Source organism: Cohnella rhizoplanae (assembly GCF_948329515.1).
In the GTDB taxonomy this organism is placed as follows: domain Bacteria; phylum Bacillota; class Bacilli; order Paenibacillales; family Paenibacillaceae; genus Cohnella; species Cohnella rhizoplanae.
Genome location: NZ_CAOJCN010000003.1, coordinates 382,964 through 406,743, shown reverse-complemented (window position 1 = coordinate 406,743; position 23,780 = coordinate 382,964). Strand labels below are relative to the sequence as shown.

25 protein-coding genes are annotated in these 23,780 nt (G+C 61.9%); 7 read left to right on the top strand and 18 right to left on the bottom strand.

Annotation, left to right across the window (positions count from 1 at the left end; genetic code table 11):
- Positions 1–134: 134 nt before the first annotated feature.
- The 5 genes from PQG80_RS08575 to PQG80_RS08555 all read right to left on the bottom strand — a co-directional run bounded on the left by PQG80_RS08575 (position 135) and on the right by PQG80_RS08555 (position 4,810).
- The gene (locus PQG80_RS08575; protein WP_271750845.1) at positions 135–1,442 is read right to left on the bottom strand and encodes a pyrimidine-nucleoside phosphorylase; all 1,308 of its coding nucleotides are present in this window, start codon (positions 1,440–1,442) and stop codon (positions 135–137) included.
- Between the two features lie 58 nt (positions 1,443–1,500).
- Entirely contained in the window at positions 1,501–2,325 is an 825-nt protein-coding gene (locus PQG80_RS08570; RefSeq protein WP_271750922.1) for a purine-nucleoside phosphorylase, read from the bottom strand.
- A 47-nt stretch (positions 2,326–2,372) separates the two neighbouring features.
- Complete coding sequence (locus PQG80_RS08565) at positions 2,373–3,548, bottom strand: phosphopentomutase (RefSeq protein WP_271750844.1); 1,176 nt, start codon at positions 3,546–3,548, stop codon at positions 2,373–2,375.
- 32 nt (positions 3,549–3,580) lie between these two features.
- The gene (xerD, locus tag PQG80_RS08560) at positions 3,581–4,501 is read right to left on the bottom strand and encodes a site-specific tyrosine recombinase XerD (protein ID WP_271750843.1); all 921 of its coding nucleotides are present in this window, start codon (positions 4,499–4,501) and stop codon (positions 3,581–3,583) included.
- A gap of 72 nt (positions 4,502–4,573) precedes the next feature.
- Positions 4,574–4,810 carry a DUF4227 family protein gene (locus PQG80_RS08555; protein WP_271750842.1) on the bottom strand — a complete coding sequence of 79 codons (237 nt, stop codon included), beginning with the start codon at positions 4,808–4,810 and terminating at the stop codon, positions 4,574–4,576.
- 169 nt (positions 4,811–4,979) lie between these two features.
- On the opposite strand from PQG80_RS08555, the gene PQG80_RS08550 reads away from it, so the two are divergent.
- Positions 4,980–6,215, top strand: a complete 1,236-nt coding sequence (locus PQG80_RS08550) for a S8 family peptidase (protein ID WP_271750841.1) — start codon at positions 4,980–4,982, stop codon at positions 6,213–6,215.
- 129 nt (positions 6,216–6,344) lie between these two features.
- Here the strand turns inward: PQG80_RS08550 and PQG80_RS08545 are convergent, their stop codons facing one another.
- Both PQG80_RS08545 and PQG80_RS08540 read right to left on the bottom strand, forming a co-directional pair.
- Positions 6,345–6,809: a glutathione peroxidase gene (locus tag PQG80_RS08545; RefSeq protein ID WP_271750840.1), complete on the bottom strand. Its 465-nt coding sequence runs from the start codon at positions 6,807–6,809 to the stop codon at positions 6,345–6,347.
- 2 nt (positions 6,810–6,811) lie between these two features.
- On the bottom strand, positions 6,812–7,273 hold the full coding sequence (locus tag PQG80_RS08540; RefSeq protein ID WP_271750839.1) for a MarR family winged helix-turn-helix transcriptional regulator: 462 nt from the start codon (positions 7,271–7,273) through the stop codon (positions 6,812–6,814).
- A gap of 176 nt (positions 7,274–7,449) precedes the next feature.
- Between PQG80_RS08540 and PQG80_RS08535 the strand changes: the two genes are divergently transcribed.
- Complete coding sequence (locus tag PQG80_RS08535) at positions 7,450–7,926, top strand: glutathione peroxidase (protein WP_271750838.1); 477 nt, start codon at positions 7,450–7,452, stop codon at positions 7,924–7,926.
- A 90-nt stretch (positions 7,927–8,016) separates the two neighbouring features.
- Here the strand turns inward: PQG80_RS08535 and fur are convergent, their stop codons facing one another.
- From fur to PQG80_RS08515, 4 genes are all read right to left on the bottom strand, one after another.
- Entirely contained in the window at positions 8,017–8,508 is a 492-nt protein-coding gene (fur, locus tag PQG80_RS08530; RefSeq protein ID WP_271750837.1) for a ferric iron uptake transcriptional regulator, read from the bottom strand.
- A gap of 120 nt (positions 8,509–8,628) precedes the next feature.
- Complete coding sequence (gene spoIIM / locus PQG80_RS08525; protein ID WP_271750836.1) at positions 8,629–9,249, bottom strand: stage II sporulation protein M; 621 nt, start codon at positions 9,247–9,249, stop codon at positions 8,629–8,631.
- 94 nt (positions 9,250–9,343) lie between these two features.
- Positions 9,344–10,498, bottom strand: a complete 1,155-nt coding sequence (locus PQG80_RS08520; RefSeq protein ID WP_271750920.1) for an endonuclease Q family protein — start codon at positions 10,496–10,498, stop codon at positions 9,344–9,346.
- Positions 10,499–10,524: 26 nt separating this feature from the next.
- The gene (locus PQG80_RS08515; protein WP_271750835.1) at positions 10,525–11,109 is read right to left on the bottom strand and encodes an NUDIX domain-containing protein; all 585 of its coding nucleotides are present in this window, start codon (positions 11,107–11,109) and stop codon (positions 10,525–10,527) included.
- Between the two features lie 148 nt (positions 11,110–11,257).
- On the opposite strand from PQG80_RS08515, the gene PQG80_RS08510 reads away from it, so the two are divergent.
- Complete coding sequence (locus PQG80_RS08510; RefSeq protein ID WP_271750834.1) at positions 11,258–11,434, top strand: hypothetical protein; 177 nt, start codon at positions 11,258–11,260, stop codon at positions 11,432–11,434.
- Positions 11,435–11,469: 35 nt separating this feature from the next.
- Here the strand turns inward: PQG80_RS08510 and PQG80_RS08505 are convergent, their stop codons facing one another.
- On the bottom strand, positions 11,470–12,414 hold the full coding sequence (locus tag PQG80_RS08505) for a helix-turn-helix transcriptional regulator (RefSeq protein WP_271750833.1): 945 nt from the start codon (positions 12,412–12,414) through the stop codon (positions 11,470–11,472).
- Between the two features lie 112 nt (positions 12,415–12,526).
- Here PQG80_RS08505 and PQG80_RS08500 point away from each other — a divergent pair, with 112 nt between their 5' ends.
- Positions 12,527–13,741 carry an MFS transporter gene (locus PQG80_RS08500; protein WP_271750832.1) on the top strand — a complete coding sequence of 405 codons (1,215 nt, stop codon included), beginning with the start codon at positions 12,527–12,529 and terminating at the stop codon, positions 13,739–13,741.
- A gap of 8 nt (positions 13,742–13,749) precedes the next feature.
- Here PQG80_RS08500 and PQG80_RS08495 read toward each other — a convergent pair whose 3' ends face one another.
- Both PQG80_RS08495 and PQG80_RS08490 read right to left on the bottom strand, forming a co-directional pair.
- Positions 13,750–14,712, bottom strand: coding sequence for an anti-sigma factor (locus PQG80_RS08495; RefSeq protein ID WP_271750831.1), 963 nt, complete (start codon positions 14,710–14,712; stop codon positions 13,750–13,752).
- Positions 14,705–15,307 carry an RNA polymerase sigma factor gene (locus PQG80_RS08490; RefSeq protein ID WP_271750830.1) on the bottom strand — a complete coding sequence of 201 codons (603 nt, stop codon included), beginning with the start codon at positions 15,305–15,307 and terminating at the stop codon, positions 14,705–14,707. Before PQG80_RS08490 ends, PQG80_RS08495 begins: the two co-directional genes overlap by 8 nt.
- Positions 15,308–15,516: 209 nt before the next feature.
- On the opposite strand from PQG80_RS08490, the gene PQG80_RS08485 reads away from it, so the two are divergent.
- The 3 genes from PQG80_RS08485 to PQG80_RS08475 are packed head-to-tail and all read left to right on the top strand — an operon-like array spanning position 15,517 to position 18,709.
- Positions 15,517–16,683 carry a COG1470 family protein gene (locus PQG80_RS08485; protein ID WP_271750829.1) on the top strand — a complete coding sequence of 389 codons (1,167 nt, stop codon included), beginning with the start codon at positions 15,517–15,519 and terminating at the stop codon, positions 16,681–16,683.
- 3 nt (positions 16,684–16,686) lie between these two features.
- A complete protein-coding gene (locus tag PQG80_RS08480) occupies positions 16,687–17,679 on the top strand; it encodes an ABC transporter ATP-binding protein (protein WP_271750828.1) in 993 nt (330 codons plus the stop codon).
- Entirely contained in the window at positions 17,663–18,709 is a 1,047-nt protein-coding gene (locus PQG80_RS08475) for an ABC transporter permease (RefSeq protein ID WP_271750827.1), read from the top strand. Before PQG80_RS08480 ends, PQG80_RS08475 begins: the two co-directional genes overlap by 17 nt.
- Positions 18,710–18,930: 221 nt before the next feature.
- On the opposite strand, the gene PQG80_RS08470 is transcribed toward PQG80_RS08475, so the two are convergent.
- From PQG80_RS08470 to PQG80_RS08455, 4 genes are all read right to left on the bottom strand, one after another.
- A complete protein-coding gene (locus tag PQG80_RS08470) occupies positions 18,931–20,574 on the bottom strand; it encodes a glycoside hydrolase family 13 protein (protein ID WP_271750919.1) in 1,644 nt (547 codons plus the stop codon).
- A 75-nt stretch (positions 20,575–20,649) separates the two neighbouring features.
- On the bottom strand, positions 20,650–21,486 hold the full coding sequence (locus tag PQG80_RS08465; protein WP_271750826.1) for a carbohydrate ABC transporter permease: 837 nt from the start codon (positions 21,484–21,486) through the stop codon (positions 20,650–20,652).
- Positions 21,486–22,358 (bottom strand): carbohydrate ABC transporter permease, encoded by an 873-nt coding sequence (locus PQG80_RS08460; RefSeq protein WP_271750825.1) that lies wholly within the window; start codon positions 22,356–22,358, stop codon positions 21,486–21,488. The genes PQG80_RS08465 and PQG80_RS08460 overlap by 1 nt, the downstream gene beginning before the upstream one ends.
- A gap of 109 nt (positions 22,359–22,467) precedes the next feature.
- Entirely contained in the window at positions 22,468–23,715 is a 1,248-nt protein-coding gene (locus PQG80_RS08455; RefSeq protein WP_271750824.1) for a sugar ABC transporter substrate-binding protein, read from the bottom strand.
- Between the last annotated feature and the right edge of the window lie 65 nt (positions 23,716–23,780).

The following is a 23,780-nucleotide window of genomic DNA, read 5'->3' as shown; positions in this document are numbered from 1 at the left end:
GTCTTTGAGCCTACGGGATAAGCCCGGAAATGCGAGAAAAAGGTTGCCACGCGATCAAGGATCCATTTTATTCCAGACGAACTCCACGCAAAAACACCCCTTTCTGCTGAAAGGGGCTGGCCGAGTTATCGTATTTACTGAATAATCCCGTGGAGCAGCGGTCTATCGGGGCCGCGCTCTGCGCCCAAGCGGTATGCCGCGCGCACGGATTCGATGGCGCTTGCCGCCCGATCGTCGTCGGCGCGCACATACAGCGTAGCGAGCGTGTCGCCTTCGCGCACGAAGTCGCCCGGCTTGGCAGCGAGCTCGATGCCTACGGCATAGTCGATCTCGTCGTCCTTGGTCGCGCGTCCGGCGCCCAGCGTCATGGCGGCTAGACCGATCGCTTCGGCCTCGATGCCGAGGACATAACCTTCGCCCGCAGCCGGCACGGGCATTCGAAGCGGCGCTTGGGGAAGCTTGGACAGATCTTCCGTGACGCCCGGGTCGCCGCCCTGGGCGGACAGGAAGGCCGCGAACTTGCGCAGCGCTTCGCCGGAGGAGATGGCCGTCTCCAGCCGCCGACGCGCGCCGTCCGTATCGGCGGCTATGCCGCCGAGCACCAGCATATGGCTGGCCAGGACGAGCGAGACTTCTCTTAGGTCGGCCGGGCCTTCGCCGCGCAGCACTTCGATCGCTTCGCGGACCTCGAGGGCATTGCCGATCGTGCGTCCCAGCGGTTGGTCCATGTCGCTGATGACGGCGACGGTGCGGCGGCCGACCTGATTGCCGATGGCGACCATCGCCTCGGCAAGCTTGGCCGCCTCTTCCGGCGTCTTCATGAAGGCGCCGTCGCCGGACTTGACGTCGAGCAGGATCGCGTCGGCGCCGGCCGCGATTTTCTTGCTCATCACGGAGCTGGCGATGAGCGGGATGGATTCGACCGTCGCGGTCACGTCGCGCAGCGCGTACAGCTTTTTGTCCGCCGGCGCGATATTGCCGCTCTGACCGATGACGGCGACGCCGATCTCGCTTACCTGCGCGAAGAAGTCCTCCCTGCTCAGTTCCGTGCGGAAGCCCGGGATCGACTCGAGCTTGTCGATGGTGCCGCCGGTATGGCCCAGGCCTCTGCCGCTCATCTTGGCGACAGGCACGCCGCAGGCCGCGACGAGCGGTCCGACGATGAGCGTCGTCTTGTCGCCGACGCCGCCCGTGCTGTGCTTGTCCACCTTCACGCCGGCGATGGCCGAGAGATCGACCGTATCGCCGGAGTTGGCCATCGCGAGCGTCAGGGCTGCCGTTTCTCGGTCCGTCATGCCCATGTAGCAGACCGTCATGGCCCACGCCGAGATTTGATAGTCGGGGATCGTACCGTCCACGAGTCCCGCGATTAGAAATTGGATCTCGGACTCGGTCAGTTCTCCGCCGAACCGTTTTTTCCGAATGATGTCTACGGCTCTCATGGTTGCGGGGCCCTCCTTCTTAAGTACGCCTTGCTCGTCCAAAGTTACGCTACGTAAATTAAAGCTTGGGCAGCAGGGCCATTACGAGTCGGATGAACTGCTGCTTGACGCGCTCCGTCGTCTCCATCACTTCTTCGTGGGACAAAGGCTGGTCGAGAATGCCCGCCGCCATGTTGCTGATGCAGGAGATGCCGAGAACCTCGAGACCCGAATGGCGCGCGACGAGAACCTCGGAGACGGTCGACATGCCGACGGCGTCCGCGCCGATGACGCGCAGCATGCGGATCTCGGCAGGGGTCTCGTAATTCGGTCCGAGGAGGCCCGCATATACGCCCTCGCGAACCGGTATGCCGAGCTCGGCGGCCGTGTTCCTGGCGATATCGCGCAGTCTGCGGGTATACGCGTCGGACATGTCCGGGAACCGGACGCCAAGCGCGTTGTCGTTCGGGCCGACGAGCGGATTGCGGCCCGTCAGGTTGAGATGATCGGATATAATCATCAGGTTGCCCGGCTCGTAATCCAAGTTGACGCCGCCTGCCGCGTTCGTGACGAACAGCGTTTTGATGCCCAGCGCCTTCATGACGCGCACTGGCAGCGCCGTGCGTTCAGGCTCATAGCCCTCGTACATGTGGAACCGTCCGCGCATCAGCGCGACCGGACGGCCCTGCAGCCGTCCGACGACAAGTTCGCCGGCATGGCCTTCGACCGTGGACACGGGAAAATGAGGGATATCTTCGTAAGGAATCGTGACTGCCTGCTCCATATCGTCGCCGATAACGCCGAGACCCGAACCGAGAATGAGCCCGACCTCCGGTCGCAAATCCGTGCGCTCGGCAATATAGGCCGCAGCTTCTTCGATAATGTTGATGGATTGATATACGATTGGAATCCGCTCCTCTTATCTCGGAATGATTGTTCTGCAACGATAACTTAAATCAGCTTGCCGAGGAAGCTTGTCCCGTTCGCCGTCTTCGGAACGCCGAAATTATCGGCGATCGTAGCCGCCAGGTCGGCAAAGGTCGCGCGCGTGCCCAGATCGCCCGGCTGCGTCAGCGACGGGCCGTACGCCAGGATCGGCACGTACTCCCGCGTGTGGTCGGTACCGGCATGAACGGGGTCATTGCCATGGTCCGCCGTGATAACGAGCAGATCCTCTGGGCCTAACCGTGCGAGCAGCTCAGGAACCGCGGCGTCAAATGCCTCCAGCGCCCGGGCATAACCCGCCACGTCCCTCCGGTGTCCGTACAGCGAGTCGAAATCGACCAGGTTCGTGAACAGCAGACCTTCGAATTCGCCTTCGAGCTGACCGATCGTTTTGTCGATGCCGTCCTGATTGCTTTTCGTCGGAAGGGCTTTGGTGATGCCTTCCCCGCAGAAGATATCGTTGATCTTACCTACGGCGATAACGTTATTGCCCGCCTTCTTGAGCGCGTTCAGCACCGTCGGTTCCGGCGGCTTGACCGCATAGTCGTGCCGGTTCGACGTTCGGGCGAAGCTGCCGGGCTTCCCGACATAGGGCCTCGCGATGACGCGACCGACGGAATACTCGTCCTTATTGGTCAGCCGGCGGGCGATGCGGCACGCTTCGTACAGCTCCTCGAGCGGAATAACGTCCTCATGCGCAGCGATCTGGAATACGCTGTCCGCGGACGTGTAGACGATCCATGAGCCGCTGCGCATCTGCTCGGCGCCCAGCTCGTCGAGGATGTCCGTGCCCGAAGCGGGCTTGTTGCCGATGACGCTGCGGCCCGTCTCGGCTTCGAACGCTTCGATCAGCCCCCTCGGGAATCCGTTCGGGAAGGTGCGGAAGGGCTTCTCGATCTTGAGCCCCATCAGCTCCCAGTGACCGGTCATCGTGTCTTTGCCGACCGATACTTCCGCCATTTTGCCGAAATAAGCTTGCGGCGCGGCTTCCGGCGGCCAGTCGCCCAGCGGGGCGATATTGCCCAGACCTAGCCTCCTCAGGTTGGGCAGCGCAAGACCGGTCGGACCCGTCGCGATATGCCCCAGCGTATGCGCGCCCGCGTCTCCGTATGCGTCGGCGTCCGGAAGCTCGCCTATGCCTACGCTGTCGAGCACCACGACGGTTATTCTTTTAAAAGGCATGCCTGCAGTCCTCCCTCGTATCCGTTATTCTCTCATTGGTCCTCGTCGTCATGCGCGGCGCCGGCACGGGGATGGAAGCTATCGTATACATCCCTTAGCTTCGCCTTGCTGGAGGGCTGATACACCTGCGTCGCCGTCAAATCCGAGTGACCCAGGATCTCCTGGACGGACCGGAGGTCGGCGCCGTTGTCCACCAGATGGTAGGCGAAGGAATGCCGCAGCGTATGCGGCGTCACTTCGGTGCTGACGCCGGCTGCGGCGGCATGCTTCTTGATCAGCTTCCAGAAGCCTTGCCTGGTCATGCGGCTTCCCAAATGGCTGAGAAACAGGGCATTCTCGACGGATCCCGGCCGCAGCAGTCCGGGTCTGGCTTCCTGCAAGTATTTTAACATCCAATCGCGGCACATGGAACTGATCGGAATCATCCGCTCTCTGCCGCCGGTCCCCCGGCACACGATCAGACGCAGATCCGTACGGACGTCCGCTACGTTCAGACCCGTAAGCTCGGTGACGCGCATCCCCGTGGCGTAAAGCGTCTCCAGCATCGTACGATCGCGGACGCCGGCCTCGTCTGACAGATCCGGCGCCTCCAGCAGACGCTCGACGTCCGACAGGGACAGCGCCTTCGGAGATCTTCGTTCCGCCCTGGGCGGGGACAACCTAAGCGCGGGATTCGCGCCGGTCATGCCCGCTTCGAGCGCAAACTGAAAAAACGCCTTGATGGAGACGATTCTGCGGGATACCGTGGCGTTGGTTCTTCCCTGCTCCTTCAGCCGGTGAATGTAACTGGACAAGTGATGCGGCTTGATGTCGGCCGTCCGGGAAATGTCGTCGTGCTCCTGCAAATCGCGCGATACATCCTCCAGATCCCGGCGGTATCCGTCCAGCGAGTTGGCGGCCAAGTGCCTCGTCGCTCTTAAATGCGATAAAAAGGTTATGATGTCCTGGTTCATGGGGCAGCTTTCCTTCCTCGGATGCCTATAACGGTTAATTCCACGCCTGCCGCCCCGAATCCTTCCCCCGCCTTACTCGCCCAGCCAGTAGAACAGCCTCAGCCGGTCCGCCTGCGAAGCAGGACCGTAGCCGCCGGGATCTCCGGCCTCGAATACCTTCTCCGCCCCGCCTTCGGGCACGCGATAGGGATCCAGGGGTGACAAAGCGGTCTGCAGCCACCCGTAGGCGTAGTGGGCTGCGACCGTCAGCGACAGAAACAACAGCGTAAACTGGAGCCGGTCCCACCATTTTCCGATTGTCCGATACATCCGCACGCCTCCTTCATCACGCTCGTCCCTTGCTATAACCACGGTATGTGCAAAAGGAAACGATCATGACCGGGCGCTTGACCCGAACGCTGCACCATTCCCCTCCTGCCCTCGTAAACTGCTCGCGAACGATAACGGCGGCAGAGCCGCCCCCGGGGGGCGAACGATCATGAAAGAAACGATCCGCAAGCTGGCCGGGCAGCTGAAGAACGGCCGCACGTCGGCGGGCGGCACGACAAGAAGCATCATCGTGCTGAAAAACAAGAAGGGGTACGATGCCTGCATGCGCCATCTGAAGGCGGCAGGCATTCGTCCGGTGAAGGCCGTACGGCGCTGCCGCCTGATCGGATGCGCGGCACCTAAAAACGTCGACTGGACGGCACTGAAGAGGCACCCCAGCGTCGCTTATATCGAAAAGGACCGCATCGTCAAGGCGCATGGCCTCGCTGCAGCAAGGCACGGATCGCCACGCGGGGGCGCAGGGACCAAAAAACGCTGCCGGATCGATCCCGTTAAAATTCCCTGGAATATCGCGCGCATCGCCGCGCCGCCCGTATGGAAGCGAACGAAGGGGCGCTGCGCGAGGCTTGCCGTCGTCGATACCGGAATCGCGCGCAACCCCGATCTGACGATCGCGGGCGGTGTCAATACGATCGACGGCAAGTCGTTTGCCGACGACAACGGCCATGGTACGCATGTCGCGGGCATCGCCGCGGCCACGGGCCGCAAGCGGATCTACGGCGCGGCGCCCAGGGTCAAGCTCTACGCCGTCAAGGCGCTAGACGAGTTCGGCATCGGCTTCGTCTCCGATATCGCGGAGGGCATCGACTGGTGCATCAAAAACAGCATGGACGTCATCAATATGAGCTTCGGTCTGGCTGCGGACAGCCGCGTCCTGCGCGAAGCGGTGGCCCGCGCGCGGCGCAGGGGCATCGTGATGACCGCCTCCGCCGGCAACGAAGGCCCGGACAACGCGGCGATCGACGCGCCGGCCAGATATCCCGGCGTGCTGGCGATCTCCGCCACGACGAGGGGCGACCGCGTCGCTTCGTTCTCGAGCCGCGGGAGAGGGATCGCGCTGGCCGCGCCGGGCGTGAACATCTTGTCGACGGCGCCCGGCCGCGGCTATGTTCGCATGAGCGGCACCTCGATGTCCTCGCCTCACGCCGCCGGCGGGGCGGCGCTGCTCCGCGCGCTGGCGCCGCGCCTGTCCGCGGCATGCCTCTCGCGGAGGCTCGTCGCCGCAGCCAAGCCGCTGCCCGGCGGCCGCCGGGCTGTGGGCGCCGGCCTGCTGCAGGTCTCGCCTGCGGCAGCGACGATCCCGCCGCGGTCATGCTGCCGCGCCAAGCATGCCCAGACCGGACGGCGGGCCAAGGGAAGAACCCGCAGCCGCGGTCTAAGCTGAAGCGAGCGCGCCTTCTAACTCGCTGGGCATTCTAGGCGCTCAAAAAATCCCCTCGCCCAACATCGGTGAGGGGATTTTTCAATTTTCTCAACCTTTAAGACTAATAACTTAAGACGAATTACAGCCGCCTTAAAGCAGCGACTCGATCTCGCCGGCCATCGACTCTGGCGACTCCTTCGGCTCGAAGCGCTTCGCGACGCGGCCTTCGCGGTCGATGACGAACTTGGTGAAATTCCAGGCAATGTCCTCCCCGCCGGTCTCGCTCTTCAGGTACTTGAACAGCGGCAGCGCGTTGTCCCCGTTCACGTCCGCCTTGGCGAACAGCGGGAAGGTCACGCCGTAGTTCACCTTGCAGAAGCTCTCGACTTCGGCTTCCGTGCCGGGCTCCTGCTCCGCGAACTGATTGCAGGGGAAGCCGAGAACGACGACTCCCCGTTCGCCGTACTTCTCGTACAGCGCCTGCAGGCCCTCGTACTGCGGCGTCAGACCGCACTTGCTGGCCGTGTTGGCGATGACGAGCACCTTGCCCCGGTACTCGGACAGTTCGACTTGCTCGCCCCGGATCGAAGGCGCATTGAATTCATAAACGGACATGTTCATTCCCCTCTCTTATCGGCGGCCGCGACGGGCTGCAATGCCGTCATCAGCTCGCCCATCTGGCTGCGAATCTTCATGAGCATCTCGACGTTCACGCCGGATTGGCAGAATACCTTCTCCGGCACCTCCAGCGCCTTTTCCCGCAGCGCCCTACCGTCAGCCGTCAAGCGGATCAGGAGCTGACGCTCGTCGCCGGCGTCCCGTCCCCGCGTGAGCAGCCCCTGCGCCTCCAGCTTCTTGAGCAGCGGCGTCAACGTCCCGGAGTCGAGGAAGAGACGCTCGCCGAGCTCCTTCACGCTGACGGCGTCCCGCTCCCACAGCGCCAGCATCGCGATATACTGCGTATAGGTCAAGCCCAGCTCCTTCAGGACGGGCTGGTACAGCCTCGTGATCTCCTTGGCGCAGGCGTAGACGGCAAAACAGGTCTGATTCTCCAACTTCAACGCTTCTTCCGACGACATGGGTCTCCTTCCCTCCAATCGCTGCGGCGCGCAATTAAATTGCCTGCAATCGAATTAAATCCAATATTATAGCCGGCGAAGTCCGCTGTCAAACGCTTGACAATTAAATTATATTGTATACAATTTAATTTGACGAGATTAATTCCGATCTATTCGACCCGGGAGGAGAAATCGAGATGTCCATCTACGATATTCAAGTCGCCGATGCCAGAGGCACCGTTCATCCGCTATCCGAATACGAGGGCCAGGTGCTCCTCATCGTGAACACGGCAACGAAGTGCGGATTCGCGCCGCAGTTCAAGGGACTTCAAAAGCTGTACGATAAATACAAGGACCAAGGCTTCGCCGTGCTGGGATTCCCTAGCAATCAGTTCGCGAATCAAGAACCGTTGGAGGGCGAGGCGATCGCGGAGGCCTGCGAGCTGAACCACGGCGTCAATTTCCCGCTCTACGCCAAGGTCGACGTCAAGGGCGAGAGCGCGCATCCTCTGTTCAAGCATCTGACCCGCGAAGCGCCGGGCCTGCTCGGAACGCGCAAAATCAAATGGAACTTCACCAAGTTCCTCGTCGGCCGCGACGGAAAAGTCATCAAGCGCTACGCGCCTACCGATACGCCGGAAAAAATCGAAGGCCGGATCCGCGAGGTACTCTGACCCCGCTAACGCGCAGGAGAAACGGAAAATGTCATCAAGCAAGCCCCGGCACTGGGATGCCGGGGCTTGCTGCGATACAACCGATTCTATTTAAGAAATGCCGGAGGCCGCCGCTTCCTCGGTACCCTTGGAGGCGGCTTCGTTCTTGGCCTGGCACTTGGCGCAGATGCCCTGGAAGTCGAGCCGGTGATCCAACACGGAGAAGCCGTACTCGCGCTCAAGACGCTCCTCAAGCGGCGTCAGCCAGTCCTCCATGATCTCGGTCATCGTCCCGCACTGCACGCAGATCAAATGGTGATGGTGATGCTTGTTCGAGTCGGTGCGCAGGTCGTAGCGGGCGACGCCGTCTCCGAAGTTCATCTTCTCCACGATATGCATCTCGCTCAGCAATTCCAGCGTACGGTACACCGTCGCCAGGCCGATCTCCGGCGCTTTGTCCTTCACGAGCATAAAAACGTCCTCGGCGCTCAGGTGGTCCTCTTCGTTCTCCAGAAGGACCCGGACTGTCGCCTCCCGCTGCGGGGTCAGCTTGTAGCCCTGCGATTGCAGCTGCTGCTTCACTTTGTCAATACGGGCTTCCATGTCGTTCCCCCTCCGCCCCCAAAAAACACACTTGGTCTCATTATAGGGGGTGGTTCTTCTGGAAGTCAAACCATCGGGGCGGCAAACGTCGGTTTCCCCCGAATCGCGCGAAGCGGTCGATCAGAGCCAGTCCGAGAGCCCGGATACGATGTGGGGCACGACAAACGCCTCCCACATGGCGGCGATGCCGAGCACGACGAAGAGCGCGGCGGACGTGCCTGTATGCGAGGCCAGCGGCGGCAGCAGCCTACCCCGGCCGAGGAACAGCCGCTCGCGGCCGACGTAATAGGCGAAGCGAATCGCCGACACGCTCGCGATCGCGAGCGCGGGCACGACGACGAGGTTCTGGGGCGCGACGACGGCAAACGACACCGCTACGCCTTTCCAGGCCAGATGGCGCACGGTCAGTCCGACCGCGAAGCCGATGAGCACGCCTTTCAAGAAATCCAATGCGAGCACGAACGGGCTGCCGACGACGGAGATGCCGAGGAGCCATAGGAGCCCGAGCCATTTTAAATGAAAAAACAGACGTTCGCGAAACACGTCGATCGGCGCCATCGCGCCGGACGCCGTCCCGCCAAGATAGGCGCCCAGCTCGTCCGACAGCGTCTGCTGCTGCTCGAGCGACAGCGCATTGACGACAAGCGCGCCGAAAACGGCGCCGACGGCGATCAGCACGCCGACGAACAAATACAGATTCAGCTTGCCGCGCAACGGCATTTCATGTGCTCCGCGCTTCACCGGTCGTCCGCCTCCCGCCGCATAGGCTTGTTCCAACGCCTATACGTATGCCGGACGACGCGAGGTTATGCACGCCCGGAACGCAGGCGCCGGCTTAGTCGCCGACGCGGCCGTACGTTCCGCCGGCGCCGGCGGTAAAGCCCAGCCTTCCCTCCCGCGCGTCCAGGATGGCGTCCGCGATCCGCTCGCCGGCGACCGCGGCGATCTCGTCTCGGCCGATACGGTGAAGAATATCCATCTCCGTGCCGACCTCGCGGAACAGTCTCTCCCTCAGCTTGGGACCTACGCCCGGGAAAAAGCCAAGCGGGACCTGATGCCGGTACGGCGGCCTGCCGGCGGGCCACTCGGGCGTCACCCGGTCCGCGAGTCGTCCGATCCGGACGTCCACGCCCGTGACCAGCCGCGGACTGCCGCAGGAAGGGCAGACGGCGTCCGGCGCCCCCTCGGCGAGCGGCGAGCGGCACGAGGGGCAGAAGCTGGCGTGGTACTTGCCGAGCTTCGGATGCAGGCCCAGGTTGGCGGCGATCCGCCTGCCGTCCCGGCCCCGAAGCGCTGCGGCGAACTCGGCGAAGGACGGATCGCCGATGAGCAGCTCATTGCATTCCCGCCCGATCACCCCCGTCGAGTGGGCGTCCGAATTGGTCAATACCGCATACCTGTCGAGCTGGGACAGACGCCCCGCCATCGCGCTGTCCGCGCTTAAGCCCAGCTCCACGGCGGCGATCCCGTCCGGATCCAGACGGTCGGACAGCCGGTCCGCGGAGCAGCCGAGCAGCCCGCGATGCGGCGTGAATACGTGCGCGGGCACGAGCAAGCCGCCGCGATCCAGCAGCTCTTTTTGAAGCTCCCTGCCTGTGGCGCGGATTCGCTGCGAGCTGAGCGAGACGTTTTTCATCCGCGGTGACATCCAGGCCGTCCATTCCTTCATTGCGTCCAGCGAAGGCAGATACGCGAGCAGGTGGTACGGGCCGCCGCCGAAGCCTGCCTCCCGCACCTCCATCTCCACGCCCGGCAAGATAACGGTCTCCCGGTACCGGATCCCACCGCCGGATACCTCCGTCATCTCGCCGGCATCCAGCAGCCGGTCGATATCCGCCTGCACCGCAGGCGCATGGCAATCGATGACCCCGAGCAGCGCGATGCCTTTGCGGGAGGATGCCTCCTCCGCGATGGCCTGGAAGGTCAATTGGCGGCTCGCGCTGATCTTCACCGGCTTGCCGTCCCCGCTGCTGCCGATATGCACGTGCATATCGGCGAAGCACGGGCGCAGCCCGCTCACGCTCCGAACGCTCCCGTCTCCCGCCAATTGCGCCAGATCAGCACGGCCAGCAGCGTCTTCGCGTCGAAGATGCGGCCGTCCCGGACGTATTCGTCCGCCTGCTCGGGCGTCAGTCCTTCGCAGGTCAGGAACTCCTCGTCGTCCAGATGCGCCTGCCCCGGCTCCAGCTCGTCGGTGAAATACAAATAAATCAGCTCGTCCGCGAAGCCCGGCGAAGTCGAGAACGTCCGCACATGCCGGATGCGCTTGGCTCTGTACCCCGTCTCTTCCTCCAGCTCCCGCATCGCGGCCGTCTCTGGCTCTTCTCCGGCGTCCAGCTTGCCGGCCGGAATCTCCACCTGCACGCGCTCCAGCGGCTTGCGGAACTGCTCGACGACGAGCATCTTGCCGTCCAGCACGGCGATCACGGCCACGGCGCCGGGATGCTTCACGATCTCGCGCGTCGCCGTATCGCCGTTGGGCAGACGCACCGTATCGACCTGCAGCGAGATCATCCGGCCCTCGAACCGCTTGTCCGTAGAGACGGTCTCCTCATAAAAAGGGTGCCGTCCGCCATTTTCGTTCCACTCGTTGTCGTTCATATCGTCCATCCCCCGATTCGTTCAAGTGGCTGTCATCTGCCGGCGAGCCGGCGCATAAAACAAACATATAGACTTGTCCGGCCGATTGCAAGACGCGCGTCGAACGGAGACGCGCGCCCTGCAGCGGCATTCGAAGGGGGAATTCGGCATGCTGAAAAGATACGCTGAAACCGACCGCATCCGCTGGTCGGGCAAAGCCTGGGAGATCGGACGCGCGCTGCAGGTCTTGACGCGCGAAAAAGGCAGGAGCGCCCGCCTGAAGGAGTTGTTGCCTGGCGCTCACTCGCGTGCCGTCGTCGAAACGGGCGGCGCCAAGCGGAAATAACGCGCTGCAGCTGGCAGCGGCTGCGGTCCTCCCGCTTATGAATATCGCTTGAGCTGCTCGGCGAGCTTGTCCCGGATCGCGATCCTCAGCTCGGTCGGCCCCGCTACCGTAGCCTCCTGTCCGAGACCGATAAAAAAATCGGCGAAAAACGGAATATCGCCGCCCGGCACGTCGCGGTCGATCGCGCCGCTCCCGTCCGCCCGGACGTCAAGCATCGGCGCCAGCCACAGCTCGGCCTCGCAGCGCTGCACGCCGACAGGACTCAGCTCCGCGCGCAGCCGCACGGGATCGACCGGCTCGGCCGCTTCGCGGCGGCTCAGCTTCACTTCCCCGAGGTCCAGGGGCTGCTGTCCCGAGGCGTCGGGCTCAGCCTCCCGTATACGGTCGCATCGGAATACGCGGAAGCCCGACCGAAGAAAGCAGTAGGCCGTGCAATACCAAAGCCCGTTGTTCGCGTAAATGCAGACCGGTTGAATCAGCCGACGTCGCTCCCCCTCTTCCCTGGACGCATAGACAACGGAGAGAATCCGCTGACGCACTGCCGCCTCGAGCAGCGCGGCGAGGCAAGGGGCATCGCCCCGTCTCGTCGGCGTCACGAAGTCCACCCGGTGCTTCATCGCGTCGATGCGGTCCCGCACGTCGCCCGGCATATGGAGATAGAACTTGCCGAGCGCCGCTGCCGATTCGGCCTCGAAGGGCAATGACGCGTAATGCCGCAGCGCATGCACCGCAAAAAACATCGATACGGCCTCTCCCTCGGTGAAAGCGATCGGGGGCAATACCCGTTCCCGCACGACCTGATAGCCGCCGTGGGGCCCGACCTCCGAATACAGCGGCACGCCGAGCTCGCTCAGCTCCTGAAGGTCGCGCAGAATCGTGCGCTTCGACACGCCGAATTCATCCGCAAGCTCCTGCACCTTGAACCGCCGCTTGCGGTTAACGGTCATCATCAGCTCCATGAGCCGCTTGGATTTAGGCATCAAGTCAACACTCCTAATATCTGTGAATGCTTGCCGGGTTCATGACAGTTGTTGTCACCATTATGAAATACAATGGGAACCGCAAGCAACCCTAGCTCAGGAGTGATCGACGATGTTCAAATTTACTTCGCTGTTTTTTCTCGTCATGTTCATGATCGGGACCGATACGTTTCTCATCTCGCCGCTGCTCCCGACGCTGCAAGCGGAGTTCGGCGTCCGGACGGATGATGCGGGCTGGATGCTGGCAGCCTATACGCTCGGCTCCGCTGTCTTCGCCTTGATAGCGGGGCCGCTCTCCGACGGCTGGAACCGCCGGACCGTCATGTTGTGCGGCCTGGTCGCCTTTTCCCTGTCGACGGCGCTCTGCGGCTTCGCGGACAGCTTCTGGACGATGTGCCTGCTGCGCTTCGCGGCGGGAGTCAGCGCGGCGTTTACCGCGCCGCAAGTATGGGCGGCGATCCCGGCCGTCATGCCCGCACATCGGATTGCCAAGACGATGGGCGTCGCCTACGCGGGGCTCGCGGCCTCGCAGGCGCTCGGCGTGCCGATCGGCAGCTGGCTCGCTGCTGGAGGCTGGTCCGTACCGTTCTGGACGATCGGCGCGGCCTCGCTGCTGTTGGCCGTATTCGTTTACCGGCACCTGCCCGGCATGCCGCCTGCTGCGGATGCGAGAACGCTCGGCTTGATTTTCCGTCGGTATGTCCCCCTGATCCGCAGCGTCAGGGCACGCGCCGGATTCCTCGCCTACCTGCTCCTCCACCTCGGCGGAGGAACGGCCTTTGCCTTCGCGGGCAAATGGATGTCCGACCGCTTCGGACTTCCGGTCGGACAGATCGGTACCGCCATGCTGTTCCTGGGCCTCGGCAACCTGCTCGGCAGCATGGTCAGCGCCTATGCCTCCCGCCGCCTCGGCCCATCGCGCGCGGTCTGCGCGGGGATGGCACTGCTCGTCGTCTTGTACACGATTCTGCCCCGCCTTCCCCATCTTGCCGTGGCGACTGCCTGCTATTTTGTCATTTTTACCATCCTCGGCATTCTATTCCCGATTATAATGGGCGCGCTCACGTCGCTGAACGCCACGCTGCGCGGCACGATCTCGAGCCTTGCCAACGCCACGATGAACGGCGCCAACACCCTTGGCGCATGGATCGCGGGCTTGCTGTACGTCCAGCTCGGGGGTTATGCGCCGATCGGCGTCTTCGCCTCGGTCTGTCTCGCGCTGTCGCTCGCGACTTTCCTCCTGGGGGGCGTCCTGGGCGGGAGAACGAAGTCTTCGGACCGTCATAACGGATCCGTCACGCGTCCGGCATCAAGCTCCGAGTCTTGAGCAAAGGGTTAATCCTCCGCTGCGGCACGCAGCGGAATCGACACCGTCTCCGGACTCGTCGGCGTCCTGCTCCCGCCCTTGGGCTCGATGGTGAGCAGCACGGACTCCCATTCCTCCGGACTTACGTCCGATGCGTATAGATGCGCGCGGCTGTCGTGGAAGCGAAGCAGCCCGAGATTCGCGCTCTTGGAGCCGTAACGCGCCCATGCCTGCACGTCGGTGCGGCTTGAGGGCAGCAGGCCCTCCATGAGCAAAAACAGCTCGTGCGTCCGCATGTTGATCCACAGCGTCTCACGGGCGCCGCCCGCCGATCCGGCGCCGAAGCCGGCGCCCGCGCGGACGGCCTGCGGCTCGCCCGATTCGTACACGACCGTGTCCGGCTCGCCGAGCACGGACACGCCGTCCGGCGCATGAATCCGCGCGTATGCGGCGGGACTTAGGACGCTGTCCGCGGGCGTACCGCCCTGGGCGAACGGCTGGAGCAGCGCAAGCAGGACGACGACGGCGATGCTTAGCCCCGAGACGGCGGCGATGGCCGGTCGCCTCCAGGACGCGACCGCCGAGTTAGTCATCCTCCGCGCCCGGCGCGCGAAGGCGTACATGCCGGCCGTCCGAAGTAGGATGCGCCTGCGCACAGGAGATAGCTCGGTCGGCTGGCCAGAAGACGGCACCGCTGTATGCGGGCCGAAAGAGTGCATTGCGGTATGTGGTACGGGCGACGGCATGGATGTATGCGTGCCGATCGACGGCATGGATGTATGCGTGCCGGGCAGCGGCTTTGCAGCCGGCTGGCTGGTCGGTCTCAACGCGGGCGAGACGCCGACCATCGCCTCCCACTGCGCATAGGCAGTGCGACACGCGTCGCAGCCTTCCTTGTGCGCGAGCAACGCATCTGCCTCTCGTGCGCCAATGCGGCCGCCAAGCAGATCGAACCAGCGCTCCTCCGGTACGCCGCAGCGTCCTTCAGCCATGGCCCCCGCCTCCTTCCTGCGCGCCCCAACCCATGCGGTCGAGCGCCTTGCGCAGGTGGCCGAGACCGTATCGGACGCGTGACTTGACGGTGCCTAGCGGCACCTCCCATGCCTCTGCCAGCTCCTTTTGGCTGCGCGCCGCGAAGTACGCCGCAGCGAGCGTCTCGCGCTGCAGCCCCGGCAGCTGCCCGAGCGCGCTGCGCACCGCTTCGCGCTCCATCCGCGCCAGCACGACAGCCTCCGGTTGCGCGCTGGCCCGAATCTCCGCCTCATGCTCCTCGGCCTCGCCCCGCAGCACCGTCCGGCTGCGCTTACGCAATCGGTCGAGACACCGGCTTTTCACCTGCACGGCGAGCCATGCCTGGACGGAGCCGCGCGACGCGTCGTACCGGCCGGGATCGCGAATCACGGCGAGCAGCACGTCGTGGCAGACATCCTCCGCCTCCATCCGGTCCCCGAGCCATTGACAGGCAAGGGGCAGGAGCAGGGGCACCGCTTGCGCATACAATTTTTCGAATGCCCGCGGGTCTCCCTCCTCCATCTTTTTCAGCCACTCGGCCATCTCCAGGACCGACTCCGCCGAAGTCCCGTTCATGTCGCACGTCCCCTTCGCTCGCAACCTGTTTTATTTTATTCATAGCAGATCGCGGCCTCGTTGCGTACCGTCCCGGAGCGATTTTTATCTGATTTTAAGCTTGCTTTAAGCCATTTTTTATGTAAAAATCCGGCCCGAAAATAAATCCGCCGTAACGCCTCCCGCGTACTTGAGGTGAAAAAAATATCGCCTGGGAGGTCTTGAAAGTCATGAACAAAACGGGATTTAAAAAAGGGTTAAGCCTCGTAATGACGCTGTTGACCGCGCTCGGGCTGACGGCGCTGTACGCGCCCGCGCCGGCCTCGGCGGCGGGAACCGCCAAGCTCTATACGCCTTACGTAAGCCTGTCGGCCGCGCCCGGCGAATCCATCTCGTACGACGTCGATCTGATCAACGACGCAGACGCCATCCAGACCGCGGGGCTCAGTTATCAGGCGCCAGGGCAAGGCTGGAAGACCGACCTGACGGCAGGCGGACACCCCGTCTCCGAGATCGCGGTCAAGCCAAAGGAGACGCAGACCGTCTCACTAAGCGTGCTCGTCCCATTCGAGGTGGCCAAGGGCAGCTATGCGCTGCAGCTCAACGCAGGCGCTTTTGGCAGCCTGTCGCTGAAAATCAACGTCACTGAACAGGGCACGTACAAGACCGAACTCAGCGCCGAACAGCCCAACATGGAGGGCCACAGCGATTCGACGTTCACGTACAACCTGACGCTCGCGAACCGGACGGCCAGCAAGCAGCAATACGCCCTGACCGCCGAACCGCCCGCCGGATGGGATGCCCGGTTCAGCTCGGGCGGCAACAACGTAACCGCCGTCGACATCGAGCCGAACGCGACTTCGTCGATCACGCTGACGCTGACGCCCTCCGAGCAGGCCGCTGCCGAGACATACAAGATTCCGGTACACGCCGCCAACAGCAGCACCTCTGCCAGCGTCACGATGGAGGCCGTCATTACCGGCACCTACGGGATCGACTTTTCGACGAGCAATCAGGTGCTGAGCGCAAACGTGACGGCAGGCGGCACGCGGACGCTCGAGCTGCAGGTTAAAAACTCAGGCACGGCCGAGCTGACGAACGTAAATCTCACGAACACTGCGCCCACCGATTGGGAAGTGACGTTCGAGCCGAAGACGATCCCTTCGATCAAAGCGGGCGAGTCCGTGCCGGTGACGGCGACGATCCGAAGCTCCGACAAGTCGCTGTCCGGCGACTACGTGGTCGGCCTAACCGCGCAATCGGCCGAAAAGTCGGCCGACGCCGCCATTCGCATGACGGTCAAGACCTCGGTGCTCTGGGGATGGATCGGCGTGCTGATTATCCTTGTCGTCCTGGCCGGCGTCTACTGGCTGTTCCGCAAATACGGGAGGCGCTGAGCCATGGAGTCACCGGTAATCGAACTCAGCGGGCTGACCAAGCGCTACGGCGAATTCACCGCCGTGTCCGGACTGGATCTGACCATCCGGCGCGGAGAGATCTTCGGCCTCCTCGGGCCGAACGGCGCGGGCAAGACGACGACCATCCTCATGATGCTCGGGCTGGCCGAGCCTTCGAGCGGACGGGCGACCGTATGCGGCATCGACGCCACGCGCAATCCGATCGAGGTGAAGCGCCGCGTCGGTTACATGCCGGACGATATCGGCTTCTACGAGGATCGCACCGGACTCGACAATCTCATTTACACGGCCATGCTTAACCGGGTACCCGAGGCGGAGGCCCGCCGGCGCGCGGTGCATCTGCTGGACAAAGTGGGCTTAAGCGCTGCCGCGGACAAAAAGACGGGCGCCTACTCGAGAGGCATGCGGCAGCGGCTCGGACTGGCTGACGTGCTGATCAAGCGGCCCGAGGTGGTCATCCTGGACGAGCCGACGCTCGGCATCGATCCCGAGGGCGTGCGCGAGCTGCTGACGCTCATCCGCGAGCTCAGCCGCGACGAAGGGCTCACCGTGCTGCTATCCTCGCATCATTTGCACCAAGTGCAGCAGATCTGCGATCGCGTCGGCCTCTTCGTCGGCGGCAAGCTGATCGCCTCCGGCGACCTGGCGGCGCTCTCGCAGTTGCTGGACGGCGAAGCCGCCTACGCCGTGGAGGCCGACGTCGCCGGATGGTCCGACGCGCTCCACGAGACGCTGCGCGGCCTTGCCCGCGTGACCTCCGTCGTCCTGACGGAGCCCGACGCCCTGGACGCGGCGGCCCGCCCGGACATCGTTACCGTCCGCGTCTCGGGGACGGACGACGTCTCGGCCGAGCTGGCGGCCTCCGTCGTCGGCAGCGGCGCCTCCCTGCTCGGCCTGCGGCCCCTGCGTTACGGTCTCGACGAGATCTATCACCGTTATTTCGAAGGAGGAGGCAATCTTGGCCAACTTCATTAAAAAGCTGTATCCGGCCTATATCCCCGCAGGCGGCGCGAGGGGAGACCGGGCATTTTCGGAACGCAGTCCGTCCCCCTTCTGGGTCATGGTCCGCAAGGAATTCGGCGATCATATCCGCAGCTGGCGTTTCGTCATTCTGCTCGCCATCGTCGTGCTGGCGTGCGCAGGTTCCTTGTATGCGTCTATATCCGCGTTGAAGGACGGTCAATCGGCGAACGCCGCGTCGGGTGAGGGCGGCAGCAGCTTTTTGTTTCTGCGGATGTTCACGGAGACGGACGGCTCTCTGCCCGGGTTTCTGACCTTTTTGTCTTTTCTCGCCCCGCTGATCGGGATCGCGCTTGGCTTCGACTCCGTGAACACGGAGCGGAATAAAGGTACGCTGAGCCGACTTCTGTCTCAGCCGCTTTATCGGGACGACTTTTTGAACGCCAAGTTCGTCGCGGGTCTTTTGCTCATCGCGGTCGTCGTCTTTTCGCTCGGGTTTCTCGTCATGGGCATGGGACTGCTGACGATCGGTTTTCCGCCCACGCCGGAGGAGTTCTGGCGCGTCGTCTTCATGCTGCTGATCACGGTCGTCTACGTCGGCTTATGGCTCAACCTCTCGCTGCTGTTTTCCGTCAGGTTCCGCCAGGCGGCCACATCCGCGCTCAGCGGAATCGCCTTGTGGATTTTCTTCCTCGTATTTTATGGCATGATCGTGAGCCTCGTCGGCAACGCGACATCGCCGGCCGATACGGCCGCGGCCAGCGCAGTCATTCGCCATCAGGATTTGATGATGCTGCTCTCGAGGCTGTCGCCCGCTTATTTATTCCAGGAAGCGGCTTCGACGTTGATGCTGCCGGACACGCGCACGCTCAATCCGTTCATTACGCAGGATCAGGCTTATCTGGCCGTCAACGCGCCGCTTTCCTTCGGGCAGAGTCTGCTGCTCGTATGGCCGCAGGTCGTGGCGATCGTCGCGGAGACGACCCTTTCCTTCGCAGCGGCTTACGTCGCCTTTATGCGGCAGGAGATTCGGTCCCGTTCGTGAGTCGGGCCGGCCAGTCATATATGCGCGTGCGAGGACCGGAGGGGGCTTATCCCCTTCGCTCACACGATGGACTTTCCACCGGATGGGGCTTATCCCCTTCGTTCACGGCAGAACCAAGGCTGGGCTCCCACCCGCTCATTGAGCGAACGGGATAAGCCCTCCCCGGCACAAAAAAACAGGGACGAATCGCGCCAACCCCTCCGGCCGCCTCGTCCCTGTCTTTATTTCACTTCAAATATACGCGCTTCATGCGGCTTCAGCCTCAGATATCCCTCCGTCTCTCCAACGCCCACATTCGATTCATTTCCGAGCAGCATTCGCATCGTACGTCCGCTCAGCCGTGCCGGCAGCGCCATATCCGTCGCCTCGTCGCTATGATTGAGCACGATGAGCCAACAGACGCCGCCCAGCTTGCGGGTGTAGACGTACAAGCGCGCATCCTCCTCCCACTCCGGCCATTCCTCGAAGTCGCCGTACACCATTACCTCGTTTTCCTTGCGCAGGGCGATCAGCCTTTGATAATACGCATAAACGGAATCCAGGTCCGCGAGATCCTTCGCGACGTTGATCTCCCGGTAGTTCGGATTGACCTTGATCCAGGGCTTCCCCGTCGTGAACCCCGCTTCGGATGAGTCGTCCCACTGCATCGGCGTGCGCGAGTTGTCGCGGCTGAGCGCCTGCAGCCCGGAGAGCGTCTCGGCAGGGTCCCGTCCCTTGGCGATCTCCTCCGCATACCGGTTCTTCATCGCGATATCGTCGTAATCCTCGATCGACGGAAACCGCACGCCCGTCATACCGATCTCTTCGCCTTGATAAATATAGGGAATGCCCGGCAGCGTATGCAGCATCGTCGCGAGCAGCTTTGCCGATTGAACGCGGTATGGACCGTCGTTGCCGTAACGCGTTACCTGGCGGGTATGGTCGTGGTTGTTCAGAAATTGAGAGTTCGAGCCTTTGCCCCACAAACCTTCGTACCAGGCCCGCTGAATGCGTTTGAACCTCAGCATGTCCCACGCCGGCATCTCGTCGCAAATCTCGAAGTGAAACAGCATGTCGAGCTCTCCGCGGTCTTCGCCGACGAACTTGAGCCCCTCCTCCGGCGTCACGTACGCTGCCTCTCCGACCGTGACGACGTCGTAACCGGAGAATACGCGCTCGTTCATCTCGCGAAGGTAATCGTGCAGGCCCGGATTGTTGGTCAGATAACGGATATCCTCGGGCTTCTCGGCGTCCGGATAGCCGTCAGGCTTGGCCAGCAGCGCGATCGCGTCCAGACGGAAGCCGTCGATGCCCCGGTCGAGCCAACGCTTCATCATCCCGTAGACCGCCTCGCGCACCTCGGGATTGCGCCAGTTCAGGTCCGGCTGCTCCACGGCAAACGAATGAAAGTAATATTGGTCCGTCGCAGCGTCCAGCTCCCAAGCCGACGGCGCGAAGTACGAGCGCCAGTTGTTCGGCGGACCTCCGGCTTTGGCGTCGAGCCATATATACCAGTCCCGCTTCGGATTGTCCCGCGAGGAGCGGGACTCGACGAACCAAGGGTGCCGATCGGACGTGTGATTGACGACCAGATCCATGATAAGCTTCATTCCCCGGCGGTGCACCTCGGCCAGCAGCCGGTCCAACGTCTCCATCGTGCCCGCCTTCGGCATGACCGCTTCGTAATCGGAGATGTCGTAACCGTTGTCCAGATCGGGCGACTCGTATACGGGATTCAGCCAGATGACGTCAACGCCGAGCCCCGCGATATGATCCAGCTTCTGAATGAGACCCTCGAGGTCGCCGCAGCCGTCCCCGTCCGAGTCGTAGAAGCTCCTCCAATAGATTTGATAGACGACTGCTTCTTTCCACCATGTCCGTTTGATCTCCGTCACTGCCGTTACCCCCATGCGATCGTCTTGTTGTCCCTGCGATTCAGTTCATTTAATCATGAAGGTTCATTACTTAACGGCGCCCGCCGCGATGCCCTTGATGATGTACTTCTGCGCGAACATATAGAATACGACGACCGGGATGATCGTCAGCGTGAGACCCGCCATCGCGAGGTTCCATTGAATCGTGAATTCGCCGAAGAAGTAGAACGTCGATAGCGGAATCGTGCGCAGCCCTTTGTCGGACAGCGTGAGAGACGGCAGCAGGTAATCGTTCCACATGGCGATCACGTCCAGAATGGCCACCGTGATCGTGATCGTTTTCAGCATCGGAAAGACGATGCGCCAGAACACGCCGAACTTGGTACAGCCGTCGAGCGTGGCGGCTTCCTCGAGCGCGATCGGCACCGACTTGATGAATCCGTGGAACAAAAACACGGCCATGCTCGCGTGAAAGCCGATGTTCATGTAAATAAGGCCGCCGCGCGTGTTCAGCATGGGGATATGGAGATTGCCTCGAATCCAATCCATAACTTGCATGAGCGGCATCATCAGCGTCTGGAACGGAATGAGCATCGTCGAGACGAACACGAGAAAGATGATACGGCTAAGCCGATTGTCCGTCCGCACGAGCATCCAGGCCGTCATGGAGGCGAGGACGACGACGAAGGCGACGGATACGATTGTGATGAAGAGCGAATTTCCGAAGGCGGACATGAAGTTCATCTTGTCCATCGCCTTGGCGTAATACTGGAAGCTGAAGGAATCCGGCAGCGCTAGCGCGTTTTTGTAGAGCTCGGCGCGGTCCTTGAACGAATTGACGAGCATCAAGTAGATCGGCGACAGGAAGGCCAGCGCGAGCAATGCGAGCAATGCGCTGATAGACGTTCGGCTCGCTTTGTTCATCAATACTGGACCTCCCTTTTTTTCGTGATGATGACCTGCGTCATGGTGACGGCGGCCACGAGCACGAAAAAGATAATCGCCTTGGCTTGCCCAAGACCGTAATGGCCGTAACCGAATATTTCATTGAATATATTCATGGCGAACAGCTCGGTCGCATTGTTCGGCCCGCCTTTGGTGAGCGACAGGTTGACGTCGAAAATCTTGAACGCGCCGGACAGCGTAAGGAAAAGACAGATCGTGAACGAAGGCATCAGCAGCGGGAATATGATCCGCGTCAGGCGCTGCCACAGATTCGCGCCGTCCACTCTTGCCGCTTCGCCGAGCTCGTCGGGAATGCCCTGAATGCCGGCAATGTAGATGATCATCGTGTAGCCCGCCATCTGCCACGTAAAGACGATGACCATCGCGTACAAAGCGAATTGCGGGTGTATGAGCCAATTGAAAAACACGGAGTCGAATCCCGTTTTGTCGCCCAAATATTTGAACACGTCGGTGAAAATGAACTGCCAGATGTAGCCCAGGATCAGGCCGCCGATCAGGTTCGGCATGAAAAACATCGTGCGCGCCGCGTTGCTGACGCGAAGCTTCATCGTCACGAGCAGCGAAAAAGCGAGCCCGAGCACGTTGACGAGAATAAGCGCGAGCACGGTAAATTCGATCGTATGCCAGGCCGATGTCAGAAAGCGGTCGTCCCGAAGCAGCGTCGCGTAATTGTCGAAGCCGACGAATACCTTAGGATTGGCGGGAATGCCGTCCCACGACACGAAGGAATAACCGATCCCGATAATAAACGGGATGATGACCACCGTCGTGAAGACGAGCAGCAGCGGTACGGTAAATAAAGCAAACCAGCCTTTGTTGCTCTTGGACAAGGGAAATCACCTCGATTCGATTGATGAGCGGGGCAACCCCCGCCCGTAAAGCGAAAGCCTAACGCCATATTCGGGTTAGGCTTTCGCTTGGCCATCCGAGCGGGGCGTCTTACTTGGCGCCCTTTGCCCATGCGGCATCCAGATTTTTCAGGTACTGCTCGCCCGTCATGTCCTTGGAGAGGAAGAACTCCTGCGTCGCCGGGGCGAGGTCGTTGATGATCACGCCCTGCGGGAAGTAGTTGTTCGCCCAAGGGATCGTATTGCCCGCCTTCGTCGCTTCGAATACGGTTTGAGACAGCGGATCCAGGTTGGCGGCGTCGATATTCGTCATCGCCGGGATGAATTTGAACTCGTCCACGATCGCTTTTTTGCCGGCCTCGCTTGTGAACATCCAGTTGAGGAACGCCGATGCAGCCTTAATCTGATCGGCGTCCGCCTTGTTGTTGACGACCCAGTTGCTGGCCACGCCAACCGCGATCTTATCGTTGCCGGCGAGCGGCAGCGGCATCATGCCGACTTCGAAGCCCAGGTCGCCATAGTCGCTCAGCATCCCGTAGCTCCAGTTGCCTTGGTGAACCATCGCCGTCTTGCCAGTCGCGAAGTCGCCCATCTGCGTATCGTATTTTACTTCCATCGGATTCACCGTATTGGTCTTGATCGCCTCCATAAACTTGGCGAACTCTTGGAACTCCTTGGTATCGGCCATCTTGACCTCGCCCTTGTTCAGCTTTTCAATGTAGCCTTGGGGATCGGACTGAAGCGCGAACGGCGTATTAATGATATGTCCGATCAGGAAGTACGCTTCCTGGGAAAGGCTCAGCCCGTTTTTGCCTTCGGCCTTGAATTTCTCGAGCGTCTTCGTGAACGACGCGAGATCCGATACATCCTTCGGATCCACCAGGCTTTTGTTGTAGACGAGTCCGAAGCCCTCTACGCCGTAGGGCACGCCTACGATCTTGTCTCCGTCCTTGAGGGCCATGTCCGGCGCGATATTTTTGGCGAAAGCCTCGTTCGAGAGATCCGCGTAATAAGACTTGAATTTAATCGCCTCCGCGCCGGTTCCCACGCTGAAGATCGTCGGTCCTTCGCCGGCCGCAAGCTTGGCTTGCAGCTGCGTCATGTAGGCGTCCCCCGCGGAGCCCCATACTTCCACTTCGTTGCCAGTTTCTTTTTTATACGTCTCGGCCAGCGCTTCGAGCGGCTCGGCGATCTCGACCTTGGATTGGAAAAGGGAAATTTTTTTCAGCTTCTCGCCGCCGGCTTGTTGATTATCGTTCGAGTTGCCGCCGCAAGCAGCCAGCAGGCTGACCAGAGCCGTTGCCGTAAGTAAAACCGAGGTTCTTTTTACTAATTTCACTGAATAATCCCCCTTCTCATTTGGAAACGAGTAAAATTTAATAAACACAATACTTATATACCCAC